At 43.0% G+C, this 22,711-nt stretch carries 23 protein-coding genes and 1 riboswitch; of the genes, 2 read left to right on the forward strand and 21 right to left on the reverse strand.

Annotation, left to right across the window (positions count from 1 at the left end):
• Window positions 1–255: ISL3 family transposase (locus A3I3_RS0104755; RefSeq protein ID WP_018371590.1), on the forward strand; the 255-nt coding region annotated here is incomplete at its 5' end.
• 89 nt (window positions 256–344) lie between these two features.
• Here the strand turns inward: A3I3_RS0104755 and A3I3_RS0104760 are convergent.
• The 16 genes from A3I3_RS0104760 to relB form a co-directional block, all read right to left on the reverse strand.
• On the reverse strand, window positions 345–1,001 hold the full coding sequence (locus A3I3_RS0104760) for a CBS and ACT domain-containing protein (RefSeq protein WP_018371591.1): 657 nt from the start codon (window positions 999–1,001) through the stop codon (window positions 345–347).
• A gap of 215 nt (window positions 1,002–1,216) precedes the next feature.
• On the reverse strand, window positions 1,217–1,927 hold the full coding sequence (locus A3I3_RS0104765) for an ABC transporter ATP-binding protein (RefSeq protein ID WP_018371592.1): 711 nt from the start codon (window positions 1,925–1,927) through the stop codon (window positions 1,217–1,219).
• Window positions 1,927–2,691 (reverse strand): ABC transporter ATP-binding protein, encoded by a 765-nt coding sequence (locus tag A3I3_RS0104770; protein WP_018371593.1) that lies wholly within the window; start codon window positions 2,689–2,691, stop codon window positions 1,927–1,929. The genes A3I3_RS0104765 and A3I3_RS0104770 overlap by 1 nt, the downstream gene beginning before the upstream one ends.
• Window positions 2,691–3,644, reverse strand: coding sequence for a branched-chain amino acid ABC transporter permease (locus A3I3_RS0104775; RefSeq protein ID WP_018371594.1), 954 nt, complete (start codon window positions 3,642–3,644; stop codon window positions 2,691–2,693). The genes A3I3_RS0104770 and A3I3_RS0104775 overlap by 1 nt, the downstream gene beginning before the upstream one ends.
• A 4-nt stretch (window positions 3,645–3,648) precedes the next feature.
• Window positions 3,649–4,518 (reverse strand): branched-chain amino acid ABC transporter permease, encoded by an 870-nt coding sequence (locus A3I3_RS0104780; RefSeq protein ID WP_018371595.1) that lies wholly within the window; start codon window positions 4,516–4,518, stop codon window positions 3,649–3,651.
• Window positions 4,519–4,624: 106 nt separating this feature from the next.
• Window positions 4,625–5,791, reverse strand: a complete 1,167-nt coding sequence (locus tag A3I3_RS0104785; protein WP_018371596.1) for an ABC transporter substrate-binding protein — start codon at window positions 5,789–5,791, stop codon at window positions 4,625–4,627.
• A 186-nt stretch (window positions 5,792–5,977) separates the two neighbouring features.
• On the reverse strand, window positions 5,978–7,135 hold the full coding sequence (locus tag A3I3_RS0104790) for an ABC transporter substrate-binding protein (protein ID WP_018371597.1): 1,158 nt from the start codon (window positions 7,133–7,135) through the stop codon (window positions 5,978–5,980).
• Between the two features lie 129 nt (window positions 7,136–7,264).
• Entirely contained in the window at window positions 7,265–7,549 is a 285-nt protein-coding gene (locus tag A3I3_RS0104800) for a DUF2129 domain-containing protein (protein WP_018371599.1), read from the reverse strand.
• Window positions 7,550–7,629: 80 nt separating this feature from the next.
• Window positions 7,630–8,244 carry an ATP-dependent Clp protease proteolytic subunit gene (locus A3I3_RS0104805; RefSeq protein ID WP_263399433.1) on the reverse strand — a complete coding sequence of 205 codons (615 nt, stop codon included), beginning with the start codon at window positions 8,242–8,244 and terminating at the stop codon, window positions 7,630–7,632.
• A gap of 79 nt (window positions 8,245–8,323) precedes the next feature.
• Window positions 8,324–8,953 carry a uracil phosphoribosyltransferase gene (upp, locus tag A3I3_RS0104810; RefSeq protein WP_018371601.1) on the reverse strand — a complete coding sequence of 210 codons (630 nt, stop codon included), beginning with the start codon at window positions 8,951–8,953 and terminating at the stop codon, window positions 8,324–8,326.
• An 87-nt stretch (window positions 8,954–9,040) separates the two neighbouring features.
• Window positions 9,041–11,695: a magnesium-translocating P-type ATPase gene (mgtA, locus tag A3I3_RS0104815; protein ID WP_018371602.1), complete on the reverse strand. Its 2,655-nt coding sequence runs from the start codon at window positions 11,693–11,695 to the stop codon at window positions 9,041–9,043.
• A gap of 426 nt (window positions 11,696–12,121) precedes the next feature.
• Window positions 12,122–12,276: riboswitch (M-box (ykoK) riboswitch) on the reverse strand.
• 206 nt (window positions 12,277–12,482) lie between these two features.
• A complete protein-coding gene (locus A3I3_RS0104820; protein ID WP_018371603.1) occupies window positions 12,483–13,655 on the reverse strand; it encodes a MalY/PatB family protein in 1,173 nt (390 codons plus the stop codon).
• A gap of 1 nt (window position 13,656) precedes the next feature.
• Window positions 13,657–14,751, reverse strand: coding sequence for a cystathionine gamma-synthase (locus tag A3I3_RS0104825; protein ID WP_018371604.1), 1,095 nt, complete (start codon window positions 14,749–14,751; stop codon window positions 13,657–13,659).
• Between the two features lie 179 nt (window positions 14,752–14,930).
• The gene (locus tag A3I3_RS0104830; protein WP_018371605.1) at window positions 14,931–16,562 is read right to left on the reverse strand and encodes a putative polysaccharide biosynthesis protein; all 1,632 of its coding nucleotides are present in this window, start codon (window positions 16,560–16,562) and stop codon (window positions 14,931–14,933) included.
• A 254-nt stretch (window positions 16,563–16,816) separates the two neighbouring features.
• A complete protein-coding gene (locus tag A3I3_RS0104835; protein ID WP_018371606.1) occupies window positions 16,817–17,083 on the reverse strand; it encodes a type II toxin-antitoxin system RelE family toxin in 267 nt (88 codons plus the stop codon).
• Complete coding sequence (gene relB / locus A3I3_RS0104840) at window positions 17,073–17,300, reverse strand: type II toxin-antitoxin system RelB family antitoxin (RefSeq protein ID WP_018371607.1); 228 nt, start codon at window positions 17,298–17,300, stop codon at window positions 17,073–17,075. Before relB ends, A3I3_RS0104835 begins: the two co-directional genes overlap by 11 nt.
• Before the next feature lie 221 nt (window positions 17,301–17,521).
• On the opposite strand from relB, the gene A3I3_RS0104845 reads away from it, so the two are divergent.
• On the forward strand, window positions 17,522–18,967 hold the full coding sequence (locus A3I3_RS0104845) for a UDP-N-acetylmuramoyl-L-alanyl-D-glutamate--L-lysine ligase (RefSeq protein WP_018371608.1): 1,446 nt from the start codon (window positions 17,522–17,524) through the stop codon (window positions 18,965–18,967).
• Window positions 18,968–19,025: 58 nt separating this feature from the next.
• Here the strand turns inward: A3I3_RS0104845 and A3I3_RS0104850 are convergent, their stop codons facing one another.
• From A3I3_RS0104850 to A3I3_RS0104870, 5 genes are all read right to left on the reverse strand, one after another.
• Window positions 19,026–19,682: a DUF1803 domain-containing protein gene (locus A3I3_RS0104850; protein ID WP_018371609.1), complete on the reverse strand. Its 657-nt coding sequence runs from the start codon at window positions 19,680–19,682 to the stop codon at window positions 19,026–19,028.
• Window positions 19,675–20,187, reverse strand: a complete 513-nt coding sequence (locus A3I3_RS0104855) for a YiiX/YebB-like N1pC/P60 family cysteine hydrolase (RefSeq protein WP_018371610.1) — start codon at window positions 20,185–20,187, stop codon at window positions 19,675–19,677. The genes A3I3_RS0104850 and A3I3_RS0104855 overlap by 8 nt, the downstream gene beginning before the upstream one ends.
• Window positions 20,188–20,291: 104 nt before the next feature.
• Entirely contained in the window at window positions 20,292–21,227 is a 936-nt protein-coding gene (locus A3I3_RS0104860; RefSeq protein ID WP_018371611.1) for a manganese-dependent inorganic pyrophosphatase, read from the reverse strand.
• 90 nt (window positions 21,228–21,317) lie between these two features.
• Window positions 21,318–22,115, reverse strand: coding sequence for a pyruvate formate-lyase-activating protein (pflA, locus tag A3I3_RS0104865; RefSeq protein WP_026129846.1), 798 nt, complete (start codon window positions 22,113–22,115; stop codon window positions 21,318–21,320).
• Window positions 22,116–22,500: 385 nt separating this feature from the next.
• Window positions 22,501–22,711 (reverse strand): transposase (locus A3I3_RS0104870; protein ID WP_018371613.1); only part of this gene is annotated, 211 nt, incomplete at its 5' end.

Consider the following 22,711-nt stretch of genomic DNA (forward strand, 5'->3'; position numbering starts at 1 on the left):
ATCGAAGATACAATTTCTTCTGTAAACCCTATCTTTCAGACTGTTTTTAAGACTTTTTTGAAAGAGAGGGACAAGATTATCAATGCTTTGGAACTTCCCTACTCAAATGCTAAGCTAGAGGCCACTAACAACCTTATCAAGGTTATCAAGCGCAACGCTTTCGGCTTTCGGAACTTTGACAACTTTAAAACTAGAATTCTCATCGCTTTAAATATCAAAAAGGAGAGAACCAATTCGGTTCTCTCCAGATCTTAGCTGACATCAACCCACTACAGTTGACAAAGAGCCCACATACTCTCCGTATACTTATGCGAAAACTTCCTACTGCAATTATCATTTAAACATTATAACTTTTTTGCAAATGTTTTTGTGACAGAATCCACTTTAAAACCTTGTTCCTCAAGTACAGTTTTAAATTGCTCTAAATCTAAACTTCCCTCAATCTGCACTTCAATAACGATCTGATTGTGCTTATTTGGAAAATTGACTACACTTGCAATATTTAGATTCTGTTTAGCAATTAGGTGAACAACCTTTTCAAGTTGTCCAACCGTATTATCCGTTAAAAGCCGAATCCGTGTTCCTTCTTCACCGTAGGCTGCGATAACAAGAAAGGCTTTGAAAATATCACGATCAGTGATAACTCCAGAAATCTGATCATTATCAACTACTGGTAAAATCCCAACTTTATTTTTGAACATCAGGTAAGTGGCATCTTCAAGGCTGGCAAATTTGGAAACAGTGATAACATCACGAAGCATGACATCTCTCACCTTAGTTTTGTTCAGTAAATAGTTCATTTCATAGATGGATAAACTTGTTGCCTTCGATGGACTAGCCTCTGCTATGGTGCCTTCTGTTACCAAACCCACCAACTTATCATTTTCAATAACCGGCAACCGATGAATGCCTTGTTCACGCATGATGTCTGCCGCATGTGCGACTGTTGTCTCAGGACTGATATAAACTACCTTACGCGTCATAAAGTCTTTTACTGCCATTTTCTTACTCCTTCATCAAGATATTAAGGGCGCAAAAAGCGACCAAAATCAGAACTCTTAGCGAAAGTTCTATAAATTAGAAAGTTTAGCGACTTTTTGAGTTTTTAATGTTAGACAAAACAACTTCCTTAGTCATTTGACGAACCCTAATGTTATTATAGCACAATCACAAAAATTTGAGTAACGTTCTACTAATAGCTCAAAACCCAGATTTTTTAACCACCCAAGTAGGCCTTACGGACTTCATCAGAAGCAAGGAGCTCCTGACCTGTTCCAGACAGAACGATTTTTCCTGTCTCCAGAACATAACCGCGATTAGCGATAGACAGCGCCTTATTGGCGTTCTGCTCAATCAAAAGCACGGTTGTGCCTTGCTTTTGAATATCTTCTATAATATCAAAAATTTCTTGGATAAAGATTGGCGCGAGACCCATAGAAGGCTCGTCCAAAAGAAGCAGCTTAGGCGAGCTCATCAGTGCACGTCCCATAGCCAGCATCTGCTGCTCCCCACCTGAAAGTGTGGCAGCATCTTGATTTTTTCTTTCTTCTAAGCGTGGGAAACGAGAGAAAACTTTGCGGAGATTGGCCTGATTTTCCTCCCGATTTTTACGGAGAAAAGCACCCATTTCCAAGTTTTCCAAAACGGTCAAACCAGCAAAGACATGGCGTCCTTCTGGGACTTGAGAAAGTCCTGAAGCGACAATCTTCTGCGCTGCTACACGCTGGATTTCCTGTCCTAGAAATTCAATTTTCCCTTGGCTAGGGCGAACAAGTCCAGAAATCGTTCGCAAAATCGTTGTCTTCCCAGCACCGTTGGCACCAATCAGAGAAACGACTTCTCCCTCATTTACTTCAAAGCTGACATCGCGGACAGCCTGAATCATTCCATAATGAACAGATAAATTTTCAACTTTCAGCATGGTCATTAGGCTTCACCTCCTAGATAGGCTTCGATAACGCGCTTGTCGTTCTTGATTTTTTCTGGCGTGCCGTGTGCAATCAAACGACCGTACTCCAGCACGTAAATCCGCTCGGTTACCTCCATAACGAGGCTCATATCATGCTCAATCAGCATAATGGTAATTTTAAATTCTTTTTGAATGCGGCGAATGAGCGCGGTCAATTCTGCCGTTTCTTGCGGGTTCATTCCCGCCGCAGGCTCATCCAAAAAGAGGATTTTGGGCTCGGTTGCAAGGGCGCGTACAATTTCGAGACGCCGTTGTTGGCCATAAGCCAGATTTTTCGCCAAGGTATGGGCTTCCTTGTCCAACTCAAAAATCTTGAGCAGATCCAAAGCACGCTCCTGCAATTTCGCTTCGCTCTTGTAAAAGGCAGGCAGGCGCAGGAAACTGGCAACAATATGATTTCTGTGGTGGTTGGTAAAGGCAATCAGTACATTGTCCAAAACCGTCAAATCCTTGAAAAGACGGATATTTTGGAAAGTCCGAGCCAGACCAAGCGTAGCGATATGATAAGGTTTCTTGCCGTTCAAAAGATGACCGTCAAGGGTAACCGTGCCTTCGCTGGGCTCATAAACGCCTGTCAAAAGATTAAAGAGGGTCGTTTTACCAGCACCGTTTGGTCCGATGAGCCCGACCAATTCGCCTTCGTTGAGCTCCAAGGTCACATCGCCAACAGCAGTCAAACCACCAAAGTGTTTACTTAAATTTTTTACTTCAAGAAGTGCCATTAGTTTTTGACCTCCTTATCTTTTTTGAACAATTTTAATAGGCTAAATTCCCAAGTTCCAAGGAGACCGCCTGGACGGAAAATCATCACAAGAATGAGAGCCAAAGAATAAACAATCATCCGAATGCTGGCAAAGTCTTGCAAGAACATATTCAATAAACCTAAAACTACAGCAGCAAGGATTGTTCCAGTCATTGAACCAAGCCCGCCAAATACTACGATAATGAGAACATTAATGGTATTTAGGAATGAATAATCCTTTGGTACAACTGAACCGACAAAGCCCGCTTGCAGCGAACCTGCCATACTAGCCGTAACTGCGCCGATAACAAAGGCAATGACCTTAGCCTTAGTCGTATTCACCCCAACGGACTCAGCAGCAATTTCATCCTCGCGGACAGACAAAGTGTTGCGTCCCAGAGGACTGCGAATAAAGTTAACAGTCAAGACTGTTGTGATAATAACAAAAAGATACACTAACTGCCAAGTGGTAAAGGTTGGAACGTTCAAAATCCCTGCTGCACCATTAGTAAGACTTTCAGCATTTACCAGAAAAATACGAATAATTTCAGCCACACCAAGCGTCGCAATGGCCAAATAGTCACCCTTGAGGCGCAGCGTTGGAAAACCAACGATCAAGGCGATAGCCGCCGCAATAACCGCTCCTAAGAGAATCGAACCGTACACCGCTACATAAGTTTGAGACTTGGTAGCTAAAATAGCTGTTGCGTAAGCACCAACTGCCATAAAACCGGCGTGTCCCAAAGAAAATTGACCCGAATAACCAACGATGAGGTTAAGCCCTACTGCCAAAATAATGTTAATCCCGATTTGTTCCATGATTTGGATATGGAAGAGTCCGAGAACCCCTGTTGATACTAGAACAGAAATAAGTCCATAGCCAGCTGCCAAAATGACTAGCCATAAAAGGTTGATTTTTAGATTTTCTTTCATCTCTCTACACCTTCTCTTTCACATTCTTACCGAGGATACCTGCTGGACGAATCAAGAGAATCAAAATCAAAATTCCATAAACTATGGCATCGCGGTACTCAGACAGGTTGATAACCGTCGCAAAAGTTTCCAAAATCCCGATCACAAAACCACCGAGTGCTGCACCTGGAATAATCCCGATACCACCGATAACTGCCGCAACGAAAGACTTGAGCCCCGGCGTCATCCCCATTAGAGGATCAAGCGAGTTGTAATAAAGGGCGATGAGGACACCTGCTGCACCTGCTAAGGCTGAGCCCAAAGCAAAAGTGAAGCTGATTGTTTGATTGACGTTAATTCCCATGAGCTGGGCTGCATCGCTATCCACAGATACTGCGCGCATGGCTTTCCCCATTTTTGTCTTTTGAACAATTAACTGCAGAAGCACCATCAAGATTAGAGCTACTGCTAAAATCGTTAATTGAATACTAGTCACAGAAACTGGCCCCAATACAAAACGTACTGACGGCAAAACTTGTGGAAAAGCCTTAACATTTGCAGAGACTACAGCAACCATAGAGTACTCAAGAAAGAATGAGACACCAATGGCTGTAATCAAGGCCGCAATCCGTGTTGAATGGCGCAGCGGACGATAAGCTAAAAATTCAATTAAAACACCTAAAGCAGCTGTTCCCACCATAGAAACAATCAGAGCCAGATAAAAATTCATATGCAGAGAGCCTATCAAATAATAGCCCATAAAGGCACCCATCATATAAATATCACCATGAGCGAAGTTGATGAGCTTGATAATCCCATAAACCATGGTATAACCTAGAGCCAGAAGCGCATATACACTCCCTAAGATTAGACCATTCACCAATTGTTGGAGCATGTTCTACCACACTTTCTATAAAAAATAAACTTACATTATCATTTAAAAACACAAACAAAATTTTGAAAAACTGGAACTCTCGCTCCAGCTTTTCTATAAAATATATTTAGTTTGGATTAACTGTTTCAACTTTATCAACTTGACCATTATTCATAGTTATCATGAAAGCTGATTTCTCGGTATTATGATCTTTGTTAATAGTCATTTTACCAGTAACTCCTTCAAAATCTTTCAATTTTGCAAGGTTATTGCTAATGTCAACTGAAGTTTTAGCACCTTTTGCTGCGTCAGCTGCCATATAAACTGCGTCATAAGCAAGCGCTGCAAACATTGAAGGTTCTTCATTATACTTAGCTTTAAAAGCTTCAAGGAAATGTTTAGCTTTTTCAGATACATCTCCCTTAGTTGCAAAACCAGAAACGTAATAAATTTTATTAGCACGTTCTGCTGTCGCTTGCTTCACAAAATCTTCACCATTTAAACCATCTGGTCCTAGGATTGGTTGCTCAATACCCATACCACGCGCTTGGTTAACGATTTTTCCTGCTTCTGTGTAATAAGACGGAATAACAAGCGCATCAAAGTCTTTTCCTTTAAATTTAGTAAGTGCAGCTTGGAAATCTGTATCACCTGTAGTGAACGTCTCATCAGCAACGATTTCTCCCTTAAACGATTTGCGGAAGGCTGCGGCTACACCTTTAGCATAGTCACTTCCGTTATCCGTGTAGAGAATAACTTTTTTCAATTTTAAATCATCATTAGCATATTTTCCTAAGATTTTCCCCTGGAAACGATCCTGAAAGGCTGCTACATAAAGGAAATCATGCCCTTTGGTGATATCGTCTTGAGTCGCACTCGGTGCAACAAGAGGAACTCCTGCTTTATCCGCTGTTGATGCTGCGGCTGCTGTTCCTGTCGAAGTTGCAGGGCCGATCATAACGTTGACCTTATCTTGAGTAGTCAATTTCGTTGCAATATTGGTTGCTTCTGCGGTTTCAGATTTATTGTCATAATCTTTATATTCGATTTTCTTTCCGTCAACACCACCAGCTGCATTAATTTCTTCAATCGCAAGAAGGGCAGCCTTTTGCTCAGCGCCACCATAAGCTGCTGTTTGACCGCTTTCTTCAAAGTTCAAACCAAATTTTACAGCATCTTTTGAAACTTCTGTCCCAGTCGCTGCCGCACCGCCGCTCGTAGAAACATTCCCACAAGCTGCGAGAAATGCCAGACTAGCAAATGTCACCAATGACAATGCAAGCTTTTTCTTCATTTCATATCTCCTTTTATCCTAAACATCTAAGCTATTTTAATTTTCTCTATTTTTTAAATAACTTGTTTACTAATATACTGAATTATCTGAAAATTGTCAATACTTTTACACGATTTTTTTAAATAGTCTTAAAATAAGAAAATATTAATGTTTCTCAGAATAAGCATCAGCAATTAAAATCCTGACTTAAGGCTCCACTGTTTCAACCTTTTCAACTTTACCACCATTCATCGTGACCATAAGAGCTGATTTCTCTGTATTGTGGTCTTTGTCAATGGTCATCTTACCCGTCACTCCTTCAAAATCTTTCAACTTAGCCAGATTGTTGTTGATGTCCACGGAAGTTTTAGCACCTTTGGCTGCTTCAGCTGCCATGTAGACAGAATCATAGGCAAGAGCCGCAAACATGGACGGTTCTTCGTTGTACTTAGCTTTGTAGGCTTCCAAGAATTTCTTGGTTTTTTCCGTCATATCTCCTGTCGTTGAAAAGCCAGTGACATAGTAGATGTTGTTGGCACGTTCTGCTGTTGCTTGCTGTACAAAGGCTTCGCTGTTAAAGCCGTCAGGACCCAAGATTGGTTTTTCAATGCCCATACCACGCGCTTGATTGACAATCTTACCAGCTTCTGTATAGTAGCCCGGAATGACAATGGCATCAAAATCCTTGTTTTTCAGCTTCGTCAGCGCCGCTTGGAAATCCGTGTCTCCTGCCGTAAAGGTTTCATCTGCAACAATTTCACCCTTGTAGGCATCACGGAAGGCCTTGGCAATTCCTTTGGCATAATCGCTTCCGTTATCCGTATAAAGAATCACCTTTTTGGCATTGAGCGTGTCGGCATACTTGGCCAAAATTTTCCCTTGGAAGCTATCTTGGAAAATGGTTACGAACAGATAATCGTGCCCCTTGGTCAAGCCGTCTTGCGAGGCACTCGGAGTAATGAGCGGCACGCCTGCTTTATCCGCATTTTTAACAGCCGCTGCTGTCGCGCCAGAAGTCGCCGGCCCAATCATGACATTGACCTTGTCTTGGCTGACTAACTTACTCGATACATTGGTTGCTTCTGCCGTTTCAGACTTGTTGTCGTAGTCCTTCACTTCCAATTTTTTGCCGTCAACACCGCCAGCATTATTGATTTCTTCAATCGCTAACTTGGCTCCGCGCTGCTCTGCACTACCGTAAGCTCCCGTTGCCCCTGTTTCTTCAAGATTGATACCGATTTTCACCGTCTTGTCAATAGGTGTTCCAGTCGTTGAATTAGAATTACCTGTTGAAACATTTCCACAAGCTGTCAAAAAAGCTATGCTTGCAAGCGTCATAATGGATATTGCAACTTTTTTCTTCATTTTTCAGACATCTCCTTATTATTTAGGTGTTAAATTGTATATTTACTTGTCACTAAGTATTTTTACAATTTTTACTAATATACTGAATTATCTGAAAATTGTCAACACTTTTTTGACAAAAATTTTTATTTAATTGTCTTTTTCATCATCCCGCCATAGATTTCCAACAAAATTTTGATCTAAATCTTTTAAGTGGCAAGTTTTAATTTCCTTGATATACTTTTCTTTGCTTAATTGTTGGTGAATTTCTGCCAGATGTAATTCATTCACATACAATTGGACATAGCGGTGCTGTTTAGAATGATAAAGTACACGCCCCAGTTTTTCAAGTTTTCGTACATCACGATTATAGTAGAGATAAACAATCAGCCCCCTGCGTTCTTCTTTGACAAATTGTAATGTTTCTTCCTGCATAGAATCTTTTCTTTCTAAATGATAAATTATTTCTCATTATATCAAAAAAATAGGACTTACGCCCTATTTGAAAAATTATTTTAGCTCAAGTTGCTATTTTCCATGATTTCATCAATAAAGCCATAGTCAAGCGTTTCTTGTGCACTCATCCAATAATCGCGTTCGGCATCTTTATGGATTTGTTTAACAGATTTGCCAGAATTTTTTGATAGAATGCCTTCCAAGGTATTCCGTGTTCTCAGCAAGTGCTCAGCCACAATCGCCATGTCCGTTTGTTGCGTGCCGTTCCCAGCACCGCCCATTGGCTGGTGAATGAGGTATTCAGCGTTGGGTAGCATGAAGCGTTTGCCCTTGGCACCGCTTGAAGCGATAATGGTTCCCATAGAAGCAGCCACACCCATAACAATGGTTTGCACGTCAGACTTGATAAAGTTCATGGTATCCACGATAGCAAGCCCTGCTGAAACAGAGCCACCCGGTGTATTGACATAGAGATAGATGTCCTTGGTGTTGTCTTGGGCGTCTAGGAAAAGAAGCTGCGCAATAATGGAATTTGCCATATTGTCCTCAACTGGACCTGTCAGCATAATAATGCGGTCTTTCAGTAAGCGCGAATAAATGTCATAAGAACGCTCTCCGCGGCTGGTTTGTTCGATAACTACTGGAATCATAGTTTTTGTCTCCTTTAGTAAAATTGAGTGTTGTTCAATCCATGTCACTCTAAATGATATGTTTTATTATACCCCTTTGGTCAAAAAAGGTCAAACAAAAAACTCACTTGGTTCCAAAGAGGCGATCTCCAGCGTCACCCAAACCGGGCACGATATAGCCGTTTTCGTTTAATTTTTCGTCCAGCGCCGCCGTGAAAATCTCAATATCAGGATGCGCCTTTTGCAGAGCTGCTACTCCTTCTGGTGCTGACACAAGGCATACAAACTTGATGTGGCTGGCACCGCGTTTTTTGAGCGAATCCACTGCCAAAATAGCAGAGCCACCTGTAGCCAACATCGGGTCAACGACGAAAATTTGCCGCTGGTCGATGTCTTCTGGCAACTTGACTAGATACTCAACTGGCTGCAAGGTTTCCTCATCGCGATACATACCGATATGACCGACCTTGGCTGCGGGCACCAAGCTCAACAGCCCGTCCACCATGCCGATACCTGCCCGCAAAATGGGAACAATGGCTAATTTTTTCCCAGCCAGCTGCTTTTGAACCGTCGTCGTGATCGGTGTTTCAATTTCCACATCTTCAAGAGGCAGGTCACGCAAGACCTCATAGCCCATGAGCATGGCGATTTCATTGACCAACTCACGAAAAGCCTTGGTTGACGTATCTGTCCGTCGCAAGATAGATAATTTATGTTGGATAAGCGGATGTGCAATGACTTGAAATTTTTCCATGATATGCTTCCTTTTCAAAATTTTTATCATCTCATTATATCAAAAATCAGGCAAAAAGGCTTGCCTCAAGGGCAAACCTTAGAAAATTTACAGCCATTCCTTATAACGCTTGATATAAAGGTGTTTGACCAAGGTGACACTAATCATATACAAGACGATAATCAGGAAAAGAAAGAGAAAATAAGTCATATTTAGCGGTGTGACTTTGAGGAGTTCGGCCAGCGGTCCATAAGGCAAGAAGGTCACAAAGAAGGCTGCCGCTAGCGTCGTCAAAATGACGGACAAGGCTGGGCGGCTGTGAACAAAGGGCAATTTTGGTGAGCGCAGCATATAGATAACCATGGTCTGGGTCCACATGGACTCAATAAACCAGCCCGTTTGGAAAATAGTGATAAAGGCTGCTGACGCGCCGTGCGTATAGCCTGCCCCCGTCATCATGGGCGCAATGATGAAATAAAGGATAAGGAAAGTCAGGCAGTCAAAGACGGAACTGATTGGACCAAACCAAGCCATAAAGCGTGTAATAGACTTGGCACTCCAAATTCTTGGCTTCTTGAGAAATTCGCTATCGACATTGTCAAAAGGCAAAGCGATACAGGAAATATCATAAACCAGATTGAGCATAATCAAATGAATAGGTGCCATTGGCAAAAATGGCAGGAAAATGCTGGCAAAGAGGAGAGAAAAGATATTCCCGAAGTTGGAGCTGACCGTCATCTTGATGTACTTGGTCATATTGGCATAGACCTTGCGTCCCTCAACCAAGCCTTTTTCCAGCACCAGAAGATCCTTATCCAAGAGGATGACATCGGCGGTTTCCTTGGCAATATCGACCGCCGTATCGACCGAAATCCCCACATCAGCCACTTTCATAGAGGGAGCGTCGTTGATGCCGTCACCCATATAGCCGACCTTATGCCCGTTGGCCTTGAGTTGCAGGATAATTCTGGCTTTTTGTTCGGGTGATAATTTGGCAAAGACCGTTGTTCTTTCCACTGCATGGCTCAATTCTTCATCGGACAGTGTATCTACCGCAGAGCCTAGGAGGATATTTTCCACGTCCAGTCCGACTTTCTCACAGACTGCCTCGGTCACTTTTTCATTGTCACCTGTCAAGATTTTAGTGGCAACGCCGTATTCTTTAAGAATTTTAATAGCTGGCGCTGCTGACGGTTTTGGCGGGTCAAGAAAGGCCAAGTAGCCCGTCAAAATCATCTCGGACTCATCGTCGATAGAGTAGGCGTAGTCCACGTCGAGATTTGATTTGTAGCTGACGCCCAAGACGCGCAGTCCTTGCTCGTTTAACTGGGCGACTTCCTCTAAAATCTCCGCGCGAATGTCTGCTGTCAGAGGCAAAATTTTGCCCTCATCTTCGACATAGGTTGAAATAGCCAACATTTCTTCCAGCGCCCCCTTGGTCACCATGCTGACGATGCCGTCATCGTCTTGGACAAGAACGCTCATGCGCCGCCGCTCAAAGTCAAAGGGCAACTCATCAATTTTCTTGAATTTTTGGTCCAAGTCGCGCAGATTTTCATGATCCTTGGCTTCTTTTTCCGTCCGATTGATAATGGCGCGGTCCATGAGATTTTTGAGCCCCGTTTGGTAGTAAGAATTGAGATAAGCCCGCCGCAGAACCGCTAAATCAAGATTGGAGTGAATATCCAGCGGATATTCCAAAACAATTTCGTCCTGCGTCAGCGTTCCTGTTTTATCTGTGCAAAGAATATCAATAGCTCCCAAATCTTGAATGGCATTGAGTTTCTTGATGACCACTTTTTCCTTAGCCATGATAATAGAGCCTTTAGCAAGACTAGCCGTGATAATCATGGGCAGCATTTCAGGCGTCAGACCAACACCCACACTAAGGGCGAAAACCCCCGCTTCTAGCCAGTCGCCGTCAGTCAGACCATTGATGAGAAAGACGACTGGAACCAAGACCAGCATGAGACGAATGAGCAGCCAAGAGATGCTGTTCATTTCCCGCTCAAAGGAAGTCGGCTCGTCATAGGTATTGAGAGTCTGCTCAATAGCGCCCATCATGGTGTCGTCACCAACGACCAAAACCAGGGCAGTCGCCCGCCCGCTGATAACCGTTGTTCCCATGAAAGCTAGCGAATCCGCCTCTAAAAGACTGTCAGGGTCATTTTTCTCCGCCTTGTTTAAAGCTAATTTTTCGACAGCATCGCTTTCACCAGTCAGACCAGATTGCTGAACGAAAAAGTCGCGCGACTCAAGCAGCAAAACATCCGCAGGAAGCATATCTCCGGCACTCAGCTCAATCATATCGCCGACCACCAGTTCATCCAGCGGGATTTCCTCATTTTCACCCTCACGGACGACTGTCACTGTATTGACAATCATGCGTGAAAGATTGCTAGCAGCCCTATCGCTCCGCAATTCTTGCACAAAACGAATGCCGCCAGACAAGAGCACCAAAATGACGATGATGAAAAAGGTCGTCGGGTCTGCTTGACCAGGCTTAGCCAGCAAGACATTGGTAACCAAGGATACCAAGGCAATCAGCAAGAGAATGACGGTAAAAGGATTGATGATTGACTCATAAATTTTACGCCAAAGTGGATCTTCTTGCCCTTTGGTGATGACATTTTCACCATATAAATCGCGGTTTTCTTCCACTTGCTCTGCACTCAAGCCGATTTTGGTTGTTCTTAAATCCGTCATGGTTTCCAAGACAGGCACTTGCAGAGCTTCTGTTAATCTTTCTTTTGCAGTTTTCAATTTGATTTCTCCTCTAATATTTTAGACTAGAGCCGAGAGACTCAAACTGGGAGAACACCAGATTGCATCTTTCGACTAGCAATGGTTTTCTCCGGATGACCGTCTTCTGGCATTCTCCTCACCTCCTTTAAGATATGAGCCCGTTAAGAAAGTCAGAGCAAAAATAGGAGATTGGAGCAGCGTTCGATGAACGCAAGACAATCTATCTTTTTTGCCAGACTTTTAGGGCGAATTCAGTTATAAGATACAAAGCTCGTTTTCCCCGCTGAAGCCTGTGTTCAATTTCATAAAATACAAAGCCCACTAACAAGGCGTTGCATTTTTATATTACTACAAACAAAAAGTCTCGTCATGAAGGCATAACGAGACTGGGCTTCTAATGGTCTAAAATAAGAATGGAACAAGCCCATTTTAGCCAACTAGAGTTTGGACGTTATCGTTCAAGCTTTACCTCCGTAGGGCGATGAAACGACATTAGTTGTAACCTTGGCGATCACCACTGTTGACCAGCGCGAAGTGTCTCCACCCCTTTGCGGCAGCCGTCCGTATCCCTATGGTAGCCTCACCTACCGAATGATATAAGGGCGTTTAAAAAGTTAAAGCAAAAATAGGAAATGTGCCGACGGAGCGAAGCTCCTAGAAGCATTTATCTTTTTTGCCAAACTTTTAGCCCGAGTTCAAATATATGATGCAAAGAGCACCACGTAAACTGGCTCTCTTTTTTCCAACAACCACTATACTCCTCTTTTATAGGATTGTCAATAGTTAGCCAGCAATTTTTCATAGATTAACCTAATTTGCCCAAAGCGTCCGCTATCCGTCGGCAAATTTCCTCAATCGTCGTTTTGGGTGCAGCAATATTGAGGCGAGCGTGTCCTGTCCCCTCCTTACCAAAATCTGTCCCACGGTTGAGAATGACTTTGGCATCGTCATGCAAGAACCGAGCAAGCTCGTCGTCTGTCAAGCCATAAGCTGAAAAATCCAGCCAAATCAGATAGGTTCCTTGCGGTTTCATAACCTTTAATTTTGGAGCATGTTCAGCAAAATAAGCCACTGTAAAGTCAATATTTTCTTCCAAAACGGCCTTTAGCTCCTCTAACCAAGGCTTGCCATAACGATAAGCCGTCTCGGTCGCAAGCAAGCCCAGACTAGAAATTTCATGCTGATTATTAGCCACTTGGCGCCCTTTAAATTTACTGCGCAAGCCAGCATTTTCAATCACTGCATAACTATTTTTGGTTCCCGCAATATTAAAGGTTTTGGTCGCACTAGACAAAACCAAGGAAAATTCCTTGAAGTCGGGCGAAACGGTGTTAATCGAATGGTGTTTGTTGCCAAAAAGCACCAAATCTTGGTGGATTTCATCCGATACTAAAATCACGCCATGTTTCTGGCAGAGACGACCAATTTTCCCCAAATTTTCCTTGCTCCAAACGCGTCCGCCAGGGTTGTGGGGATTGCAGAGCAGATAGATTTTGACCTCATTTTCCACCAAATCGCGCTCCAGCTGCTCAAAGTCCAACTGGAAGAGACCGTCCTTTTCTTGCAGGGAATTGGTCACCAATTTCCGCTTATTGAGCTTGATGCTGCGGGCAAAAGGTGGATAGACCGGCGTATTGATGAGAACGGCATCACCCTCTTGGGTAAAAGCCTGAATGGCAGTCGAAATAGCCGGCACAACGCCCTCAATTAAAACCAGCGCTTCCTTGTCAAACGTATAACCATGCTCTCGCTTTTCCCAATCCAAAATAGCCTCAAAAAGCGCTGGACTGGCATAGTTATAGCCGTAGACTAATTGGTCGGCATAGGCATGAATGGCTTCGGTCACTTCTGGCAAGACCTCAAAATCCATATCGGCAATCCAAGCAGGCAGAAGCTCTGCATTTGCCTCTACTTCCTTCCATTTGACGCTTTGTTGCCCCAAGCGATTAGGGGCTGTTTGAAAATTGTATGAGCTCATTTTACACCTCCAAGGCTGCCTCTAAATCGGCTATCAAATCCTCGCTGTCCTCAATCCCGATAGACAAGCGCAGCAAATCATCGGTCAAACCGTAAGAATGACGCACATCAGCAGGAATATCCGCATGGGTCTGCGTCGTCGGATAAGTAATCAAACTTTCCACCCCGCCCAGACTTTCGGCAAAGGTGAAAACTTGCAAATGGTTTAAAATAGCAGGAATTTTGCTTTCGTCAGCCACCTTAAAGGAAATCATTCCACCTTTTCCGGGGTAGAGAACTTCCTTGACCTGAGGACTTTTTTCTAAGAATGCCACAACTTTCTGGGCATTTTCAGTTGAGCGCTTCATGCGTAGTGACAAGGTTTTCAACCCACGGAGCAAGAGATAGCTGTCAAAAGGCGATAGAACCGCACCGGTCGTATTGAGATTGTAGAAAAGCTGTTCGTACAAATCGCTGTCGCTTGTCATGACAACACCAACCAGCACATCATTGTGCCCCGCCAAATACTTGGTCGCCGAATGCAGCACGACATCCGCACCATCTTCCAGTGGGCGCTGATAAATGGGCGTGTAGAAAGTATTGTCCACGATGACCTTAGCGCCTTTTTCGTGAGCCAACTGCGCTAAGCGGGCAATATCAAACTCGACCATGAGAGGATTGGTCGGCGTCTCAATATAAACAACATCAATCTCTTCTGTCAAAAGCTGCACGAGTTCCTCTTCTGTATTAGCATAAGTGAAGTGTAGGCGCCCTTCTTGCTCCACTTGATTGAACCAGCGGAAGCTCCCGCCGTAGAGGTCACGCACGGCAAGCACCTTGCTGCTAAGCGGAAAAACGCTAAAAGCAAGAACAATGGCGCTCATGCCTGAGCTGGTCGCAAGGGCGTAGTCTGCCCCCTCAATCGCTGCCAAGGTTGCTTCTGCTGCCACCCGCGTTGGATTTTTGGTTCGCGTATAGTCATAGCCTGTGGACTGACCGAACTCTGGGTGCTGATAGGTCGTTGAAAAATGCAGCGGCGTTGTCAAAGCCCCCGTCGTTACATCTGTTTTGATACCAGCATGGGCTAGTAAGGTGTCAATTTTTAATTCTTCACTCATATGAACCTCCTTCAGATACAAGAGCAAATCTGCAAGTCAAGCTGCTAGCTCTCCTTGTTTTTCTCGTCCTCTATTGTATCATCTTAGAAAATACCTGTCCTTTTTTCTTTTCAAGAGCTAGGTATAGTTTGAAGTTATAGCTCAATTGTTTTCACAAAAAAACTGCTCAAAACCGTTTTTTAATGTATCCGAAATTTCCTGCGTAGCTGGGAGGCTTTGCTACCGATGAAACGGTCAAGCAGTCGCACTCTTAGAGCCAGTCCACCATAGATAACCACTCCGACCCCGCCGATAAGCAGCAGGTAAATCATGCTGGAAATCCGTCCATTGGCGTGGAAAACCAGTCCGATTAAAAGCTCTGCTATGAGCACAAAAACGATCATGATAAAGGTCAAAATGCTAGTCAAAAGCGTCCGTTTGACGAGATTTTTCGGATTGAGCCCCGTCACTGCGCGAATTTCTTGGTACATCAAGACAATGGGAACAATCAAACCAATCGTCGTTGCAATCAAGGGACCGTAAGCCTTGAACAGATAAATCAGCGGAATTTGCAAGACTAGCTTGACAACAACGCCATAAAGGAAGTAAATAATGGCTTTGCGGTTTTGGAAAAGTGCCTGAATCATGGGTGCAAGCACCGTATAAAGTCCTAGAATAATGGTTTGCAGCATAGCAAAGATAAAGAGCCCCAGCGCCAAACCGTCTGGCTGTCCATAGAAAACAGTGTAGAGCGGACGAGCCACCAAGACTGAGCCAATCGTTGCTGGCAAAAGGAAAAAGAGCAGCATGCTAAGATTGTCCTGAACCAGTTTTGCCGCCGCTGGAAAATCTTCCTTGACATAATTTTCGGTCAAGAGCGGAATGCCGACTCCACCGATAGAAGTCGCTACCGCTATCAAAATCATAGTGATTTTATTGGGATTAGCAGAGAAATAGCTAAACATGACCCAAAGCTCCGAGTTGCTATGATTGGTAAACCAAGTCATACTGTTGATGAAGGTCATCTGGTCGATGATTTGGAAAAGCTGAATAGCAGAGCCCGTGATGATAAAAGGAATGGCTTCGCGAATGGTATCAATCAAGAGGGCACGGCTGTTAATTTTATCAGCCGCAGGCGATTTGTGCAAAATCGAGCCCAGCATATTTGTCCTCCAGAGGAAGTAAATCAGCACGGCCGTGCTAGCCAGCATGCCGATAAAGGCTGCAAAGGTAGACTGGGTGACCGCTTCGACGTAATTTTTTGAGCCCAAATTCATAATGAAATAGGTCGTCAACAGCATCCAAATCACTCGAATAATCTGCTCTGCAATTTGACTGAGAGCATAAGGCATGAGATTATTAAAACCTTGGAAAAAGCCGCGAATAACACTCATAGACGGAAAAATCAAGACCGCCCAAGCTAAGCTTTGCATGACAGGAATAAGATCTTTCCCGCCACCAGAAAGACTGGCAAAAATTGGCGAGCAAAGGTACATAATGACCGCAAAAACAAGCCCCAAAAGCAACATAAATTTCAAAAACTCTCGAATGAGGGTGAAACTATGCTCTTCCTGATCAATGGTATTGTACTTGGCAACTTGCTTAGCCACTGCAACAGGCACACCTGCCGTCGAAATCAAGAGAAACCAAGCATAAATATTATAGCCTGCCGTAAAAAGCCCATTAGCTTGCGCTCCGTGCTGCCCCATCCAGATATACCAAGGGATGATGTAAATAGCACCCAAAAAACGACTGATAAAATTACTAGCCGTCAACCAAGCGGTTCCCCGCAACATTTTTTCCTGTTGACTTGTTTCACGTTGTTCTGTCATAAATTTCCTCGCAGTATTTCTTATCTAATATTATAAACTTTTCCTTTCCTCTTGTAAAACCCAGCCATTAACTTTATCAGTAAAAATCTATACTCCGTATCTCATTAATCATAAAAGGCTTTTAAACACTAATAGATAAGAACTTGCCCTTCTTTTTATGGACTAAAAAAACAAAAAGAGCCATAAATAGCTCCTTGTAATAAATGAGTTCAACAGGAAAGACTAGCACTCTAAAAAATGCTTTTTAGTGCTAGTTATTTATAAATTTCTTTGCGGTGTCCGACTTCAAGAGCGAGTACAACCAGCTCATCGTCAATAATATGACAAATAACCCGATAACTCCCTACTCTATAACGCCACAATCCCTTGAATTGACCTGTAAGAGCTTTCCCAATTTGCCTAGGATTTGTCAGCCCGTCCAGTCTTTTTTTCATGTCCTTAGCAAGCATTAAGCCTACATGTTTATCCATTTTCTTAAGCTGCTTCCTGACTTCATCACTAAGAACCAGCTTATAAGTCATCTTCTAACTCCTTGATAATATCATCGATTGAATGAGTAACAGGGTTCTGCTTAAATTCTGCTAAAGCTTTCATCCCCACTTCATAATCCAGTTGGTCTTCTATCTGTTCTGCTAAAGCCGTCTTAAATAGTTCTGATAGTGTTTTGCCTGTATGTACGGCATAACTTCTAAACAATTCTTCTTCTTGCTCATTTAGTCTAAGTGATACCATAGCCATATCTCTCACCTCGTTTTCTCTTTGTGTAATACATTGTATATCAAAATTTGCAAAAAGTCAAATAAAAATCACTTATTCCCTGATTTTATGGTCTTCTGCAAGTTTTTCAAATTTTTCTTACTCATAAGCATAAAAGCTAGTTTCTGAAAAATCTTGATTTATCAGTCTCAAGAAGCTATAATACAATGTAAGGACATCTAAAGAAAGTAAATAATAGAAATATGATAAAAATTGAAACCGTATTACAAATTTTAAAAAAGGATCATAATTTTCGAGAGATCATTTCTGAAGGGGATTATGTTTATCATGCCAGCGGTCTTGTTTTTGACAAGATTAGCTATGATAGCCGCGATGTCAATGCGTCAACCCTCTTTTTCGTCAAGGGCGACCATTTCAAAAAGGAATTTTTAGAAAAAGCGATTGCGGCAGGACTTGGCTACTATATCAGCGAGAGCGATTTTGAAGTCGGCATTCCTGCTATTTTGGTCAATGATGTCAAGCAGGCCATGAGCTTGATTGCTATGGAATTTTACGGCAATCCGCAGGACAAGCTGAAACTCCTTGCCTTTACAGGTACCAAGGGCAAGACGACCACGGCTTACTTCGCCTATCATATCCTCAAAGAAAGCCACAAACCAGCCCTCCTTTCCACCATGAACACCACCTTGGACGGGCAGACTTTCTTTAAGTCAAGCCTGACAACGCCTGAAAGTCTGGATCTCTTTGCCATGATGTCGCAGGCAGTCGCAAACGGTCGCACCCACCTCATCATGGAAGTATCGAGCCAAGCCTATCTCAAAAAGCGGGTGTATGGCCTCACCTTTGATATCGGCGTCTTTCTCAACATCAGCCCCGACCATATCGGGCCGATTGAGCATCCGACCTTCGAGGATTATTTTTACCACAAGCGGCTTTTAATGGAAAATAGCAGAGCGGTTGTGGTTAATAGCGGCATGGAGCATTTTCAAGTGCTGAAAGAGCAAGTGGCGGAGCAAGACCATGACTTTTATGGCGCAGCCTCCAGCAATCAAATCCACGATTCTCAAGCCTTCTCCTTTAGAACTTCGGGCAAGCTAGCGGAGCAATTTGACACCCAACTCATCGGGCAATTCAATCAGGAAAACGCCTTGGCAGCAGGACTCGCTTGCTTGCGCCTAGGCGCTTCGGTCTCTGATATCAAAAAAGGCATTGCCGCAACGCGCGTTCCCGGACGCATGGAAGTTCTGACCCAGCCAAACGGCGCCAAGGTTTTTGTCGATTACGCCCATAATGGCGACAGTGTTAAAAAGCTGCTGCAAGTCGTGCAGACTCATCAAAGCGGAAAAGTCATTCTTATTCTCGGTGCGACGGGCAATAAAGGGCAGAGCCGCCGCAAGGATTTCGGACTTCTGCTCAATCAACACCCAGAAATTGAGGTTATTTTGACGGCTGATGACCCAAGTTTTGAAGATCCAGCAGAAATTGCCCGCGAAATTGCCAGCTATATTGAGCATGCCGTGGACATCGAAGTCGATCGCGAATTGGCAATCAAGGAAGCCCTCAGCCGCACCAGCCAGCCAGAAGACGCTGTCATTATCGCTGGAAAGGGCGCTGACGCTTACCAAATCATCAACGGTGAGAAAACCCCTTATCTCGGTGATTATAAAATAGCTGAAAAATACTTGTAAAACCCAAAACCTCCAATCACTTCAGATTAGAGGTTTTTATGTTTATTAAAATATCTGACTACGACCGCACACGAAAAATCAGTTTTTCCTTGTCAAAGTCCAATTTCAGCTCATATTTCCCTGCTTCATTGGGCGCAATATAGCCCAAAACAACCAAGCTATCCACGAAAATATCGCGACGTTTCTGCATGAGTTGATCCTTGCGTACGTATTTTAAGAGAAAGGTCGCCATATATTTGAGGGCATATTCGGGATTGACATCTCCCAAAATCTCGTAGAGCTGCTCCTGCTCAGCCGATAGAGGATAGGCATGTCGCATTTTGTAAAAATAATTGGACAAAGTCAGCTTCTCGCGGGCAAAATCAGTTTCTTCCAGCAAAATCGCCGCATTGGTTTCATTGCGTAATTCTGTTGAAAAGCGCAGCTCTTGCAACTCCTGATAAATCGGACGGTCATCACGAAGGAAAATTTCCTCATCCAAAGTCAGCTGCTCTAGATTTTCCAACAAGGGCAAGTGCTGAAAATAACGCCGCTCAGAGCGCAAGACATAGCCTGCCTTGATATAGCTATCAAGCTGGCGGTCGAGATGAGCGACACCAGAAAACTGCCGCTTGAGCTCTCGAAGAGTCACGTCTTCATGCTGATCCAGATAGTTGATTAGTTCTTGGAAAAAGGGCTGGCGCGTCAAACGGCTAGGATTGTAAATTTTAATCATCGAGTTCCCCCTGATAGGTCAATAATGTCGACTGGGCTAGCTGACTGGGATTGGTGCCAGCCTGCCCCAGCGGAACTTCCAAGCCTAAGCTCCTATAATATTCTTGCCAAAAAGGAGAAATCTGATGTTTCTCATCGCCAAACTTCATGGGAATAGTCTCAAAAAGCGGCAAGATTTCCGCTATATACTCAGAGCAATAAAAAGCGTCCTGCTCTGGGTAGAAGCTGTGATTGTAGGGCTTACCCAAGTGCTGTTCCGCTCGAGCCAGCAGCTCTTTCTCATCAAGTTGCAAATAGCGATAGAAAGCATAAACTTCCTCTGGCTTAAGGAAATCAGCCAAAGGCTCCTTGATGACGCCTCGGTCTACTGTCGCATGATAGACTTGCCCATTAAAATACAGAGCCACATGATTATAAGTCCCCGTCGCCACCTGTATCGCTTCTGCTATCTCTGACTGACTCCGCACAAAAATCAAATCACCATTTTGTAAATTTTCTTTTTTCATATCTATATTGTAGCATAAAATATTTCACAGAAAAAATCTATAAAAAACTTCTTTCTTAAGCTAACTAAAAACACTTCCCACAGGAAAGTGTTTATGTTCTTAAATTACTCGCCAAAACTTTCTGTCAGCTGAGGCACGACTTGTTTTTTACGTGAAACAGCACCCGCTAGAAAAGCATGGTTGTTTTCAAGAGTGAAGTTGAAAGCTGCTTCAACCTTGTCCATATTGCTGCCTAGTGCTAAGATTTCTGAGTTTGAGTTGACAATGTCCGTAATCATCAGAACAAAGTCAGAGTAACCATTTGCCGCATTTGCTTTTTCAATCGCTGCTTCCAGTTCTGCTTGACGCTCCAAGACTTCTGCAATATCAACGGTATTGACCTGCGCTACACGAACTTGGTTGCCATTCAACTCAAATGTTTTAGCATCGATGTCAATCAGTTCATCTGCTGACTTGCTAGCAAGATTGGTTCCTGCTTTCAGCATAGCAAGTCCGTATTCTTCCAAGTTGACACCAGCCAATTCTGCTAACTCTGGAGCGATAACCCTATCTGAATCGTGGGTGGTTGGTGATTTGAGGAGAAGCGTATCAGAAATCAAGCCTGATAAGAGAAGCCCTGCGATTTCCTTGGGTACAGCGACACCGGATTCCTTGAACATGCGATAAACGATAGAAGATGCTGATCCCACTGGCTCAAGGCGCATGTAAAGAGGGTTCGCCGTCTCAAAATTAGCCACGCGGTGGTGATCTACCACACCATGGACAGTCACGTCACGAATATCTGAGATCGACTGTTGAAATTCATTATGGTCAGTCAGAATAACCGCCTCTGCACCTTCTTCTTTAGCAGAAGTTACTACTCTAGGAGCCGCTACTCCAAAAGTTTGCAAGACAAAAGCCGTTTCTTCATTAGGAGTACCGAGAGCGACTGCCTCAGTATCCAAACCATAAGCTTCACGTGAAAGATAAGCAAAAGCGTATGATGACGCAATGGCATCTGTATCAGGATTTTGGTGACCAAAAACTAGAATTTTAGACATAATATTACCTCTTAACGATTTATTGATTTTATTTTACCACAAAAAAGAAGATTTAACAAAAAAGTAGAGGTAAGATTGACCTCTACTAAATTAAGCATTATGCACTCGATTCATATATTCTGTATAGGATTCTGTTTCCATAAGCTTTTTAGCATTTTTAACCCGATCTGGAGTTGGCGGTTTCACTCCCTCAAGACTATATGGAATGCCTAGTTCACGCCATTTGAACTCACCCATAGTGTGATAAGGCAAAATTTCAAACTTATCAACATTTTTTAGTGTTTTGACAAATTTACCTAACTCAATCAAGTCCTCATCTCGGTCAGTCAAGCCCGGCACCAAGACGTGACGAATCCAAACTGGTTTCCCAATATCTGATAGGTATTTGGCACAAGCCAAAATATTTTTATTTGTCTGACGAGTCACTATCTTGTGCTGTGCTTCATTGATTTCTTTAATATCAAGGAGAACAAGATCTGTCACTTCCATGAGACGATCAAACTTAACGAGGTACTCTGGTTTATTACGAAAAGGCAGAGCACAAGTATCTAGTGTGCAGTGAATACCCAATTCATGCGCTTTGGTGAATAGAGCAATCAGAAAATCAATTTGCAGAAGTGCTTCACCACCACTGACTGTGATCCCGCCTTTCTTGCCCCAAAAACCGCGGTAGCGCAAGGCTTCTTGCAAAACATCCTCTACAGTCCGCTCACGAGATTTATTGGTTTCCATTGCCCATGTATCTGGATTATGACAATACTGGCAGCGCATCTGACAGCCTTGTAAAAAGACGATAAAACGAATACCCGGTCCATCAACTGAGCCAAAACTTTCTGTTGAGTGCACCATGCCGGTCACTTTATTATAATCGATCGTTTCTTCCATCAGACTCACCTCACATACCTGAAAACGTTTTATGAAACTATTATACCATTTTTCAAGTAAAAAGTAGGGATACAGATTTGGAAAATCCTAGTAAAAGAAGACTATGTGTATCAATTTGTACTAATTTTTAAGAAAAACTGCCCTATAATACCAAATAATTAAATCTTTCCTGTTCAATTCTTTCTAGTTATCTACAAGTTTTCTATCCAGTAACCTACTTAAAAACTTATTTTAATATCATTTCTGTTTTTATATCACCCTCGGGATTAAGCAGCGAGCATATATATTATAGTTTCTTCAAAAAGTAAAAAATATATGTATTTTCTACAAAATTTATAAAAAAGGAAGAACTTAGGCTCTTTGTCAACTGTAGTGGGTTAACGCAAAGTCATACCCTGGAGAGAACCGAATTGGTTCTCTCCTTTTTGATATTTAAAGCGATGAGGATTCTAGTTTTAAAATTGTCAAAGTTCCGAAAGCCGAAAGCATTTCGCTTGATGACTTTGATGAGGTTGTTAGTGGCCTCTAGCTTTGCATTTGAGTAAAGGAGGCCAAGAGCGTTGATAATTTTATCTTTGTCCTTGAGAAAGGTTTTAAAA

The sequence above is a fragment of the Streptococcus massiliensis DSM 18628 genome, assembly GCF_000380065.1.
In the GTDB taxonomy this organism is placed as follows: domain Bacteria; phylum Bacillota; class Bacilli; order Lactobacillales; family Streptococcaceae; genus Streptococcus; species Streptococcus massiliensis.

Excerpts from the sequence above, each read along its gene's own strand:
- relB (WP_018371607.1), bottom strand. The coding sequence starts at position 17,300 with ATGGCTATGGTATCACTTAGACTAAATGAGCAAGAAGAAGAATTGTTT.
- A3I3_RS0104845 (WP_018371608.1), top strand. The coding sequence starts at position 17,522 with ATGATAAAAATTGAAACCGTATTACAAATTTTAAAAAAGGATCATAAT.
- A3I3_RS0104835 (WP_018371606.1), bottom strand. The coding sequence starts at position 17,083 with ATGACTTATAAGCTGGTTCTTAGTGATGAAGTCAGGAAGCAGCTTAAG.
- A3I3_RS0104850 (WP_018371609.1), bottom strand. The coding sequence starts at position 19,682 with ATGATTAAAATTTACAATCCTAGCCGTTTGACGCGCCAGCCCTTTTTC.
- A3I3_RS0104760 (WP_018371591.1), bottom strand. The coding sequence starts at position 1,001 with ATGGCAGTAAAAGACTTTATGACGCGTAAGGTAGTTTATATCAGTCCT.
- A3I3_RS0104800 (WP_018371599.1), bottom strand. The coding sequence starts at position 7,549 with ATGCAGGAAGAAACATTACAATTTGTCAAAGAAGAACGCAGGGGGCTG.
- A3I3_RS0104830 (WP_018371605.1), bottom strand. The coding sequence starts at position 16,562 with ATGACAGAACAACGTGAAACAAGTCAACAGGAAAAAATGTTGCGGGGA.
- A3I3_RS0104860 (WP_018371611.1), bottom strand. The coding sequence starts at position 21,227 with ATGTCTAAAATTCTAGTTTTTGGTCACCAAAATCCTGATACAGATGCC.
- A3I3_RS0104855 (WP_018371610.1), bottom strand. The coding sequence starts at position 20,187 with ATGAAAAAAGAAAATTTACAAAATGGTGATTTGATTTTTGTGCGGAGT.
- A3I3_RS0104765 (WP_018371592.1), bottom strand. The coding sequence starts at position 1,927 with ATGACCATGCTGAAAGTTGAAAATTTATCTGTTCATTATGGAATGATT.
- A3I3_RS0104820 (WP_018371603.1), bottom strand. The coding sequence starts at position 13,655 with ATGAGCTCATACAATTTTCAAACAGCCCCTAATCGCTTGGGGCAACAA.
- A3I3_RS0104785 (WP_018371596.1), bottom strand. The coding sequence starts at position 5,791 with ATGAAGAAAAAGCTTGCATTGTCATTGGTGACATTTGCTAGTCTGGCA.
- A3I3_RS0104780 (WP_018371595.1), bottom strand. The coding sequence starts at position 4,518 with ATGCTCCAACAATTGGTGAATGGTCTAATCTTAGGGAGTGTATATGCG.
- A3I3_RS0104790 (WP_018371597.1), bottom strand. The coding sequence starts at position 7,135 with ATGAAGAAAAAAGTTGCAATATCCATTATGACGCTTGCAAGCATAGCT.
- A3I3_RS0104770 (WP_018371593.1), bottom strand. The coding sequence starts at position 2,691 with ATGGCACTTCTTGAAGTAAAAAATTTAAGTAAACACTTTGGTGGTTTG.
- A3I3_RS0104775 (WP_018371594.1), bottom strand. The coding sequence starts at position 3,644 with ATGAAAGAAAATCTAAAAATCAACCTTTTATGGCTAGTCATTTTGGCA.
- A3I3_RS0104825 (WP_018371604.1), bottom strand. The coding sequence starts at position 14,751 with ATGAGTGAAGAATTAAAAATTGACACCTTACTAGCCCATGCTGGTATC.
- upp (WP_018371601.1), bottom strand. The coding sequence starts at position 8,953 with ATGGAAAAATTTCAAGTCATTGCACATCCGCTTATCCAACATAAATTA.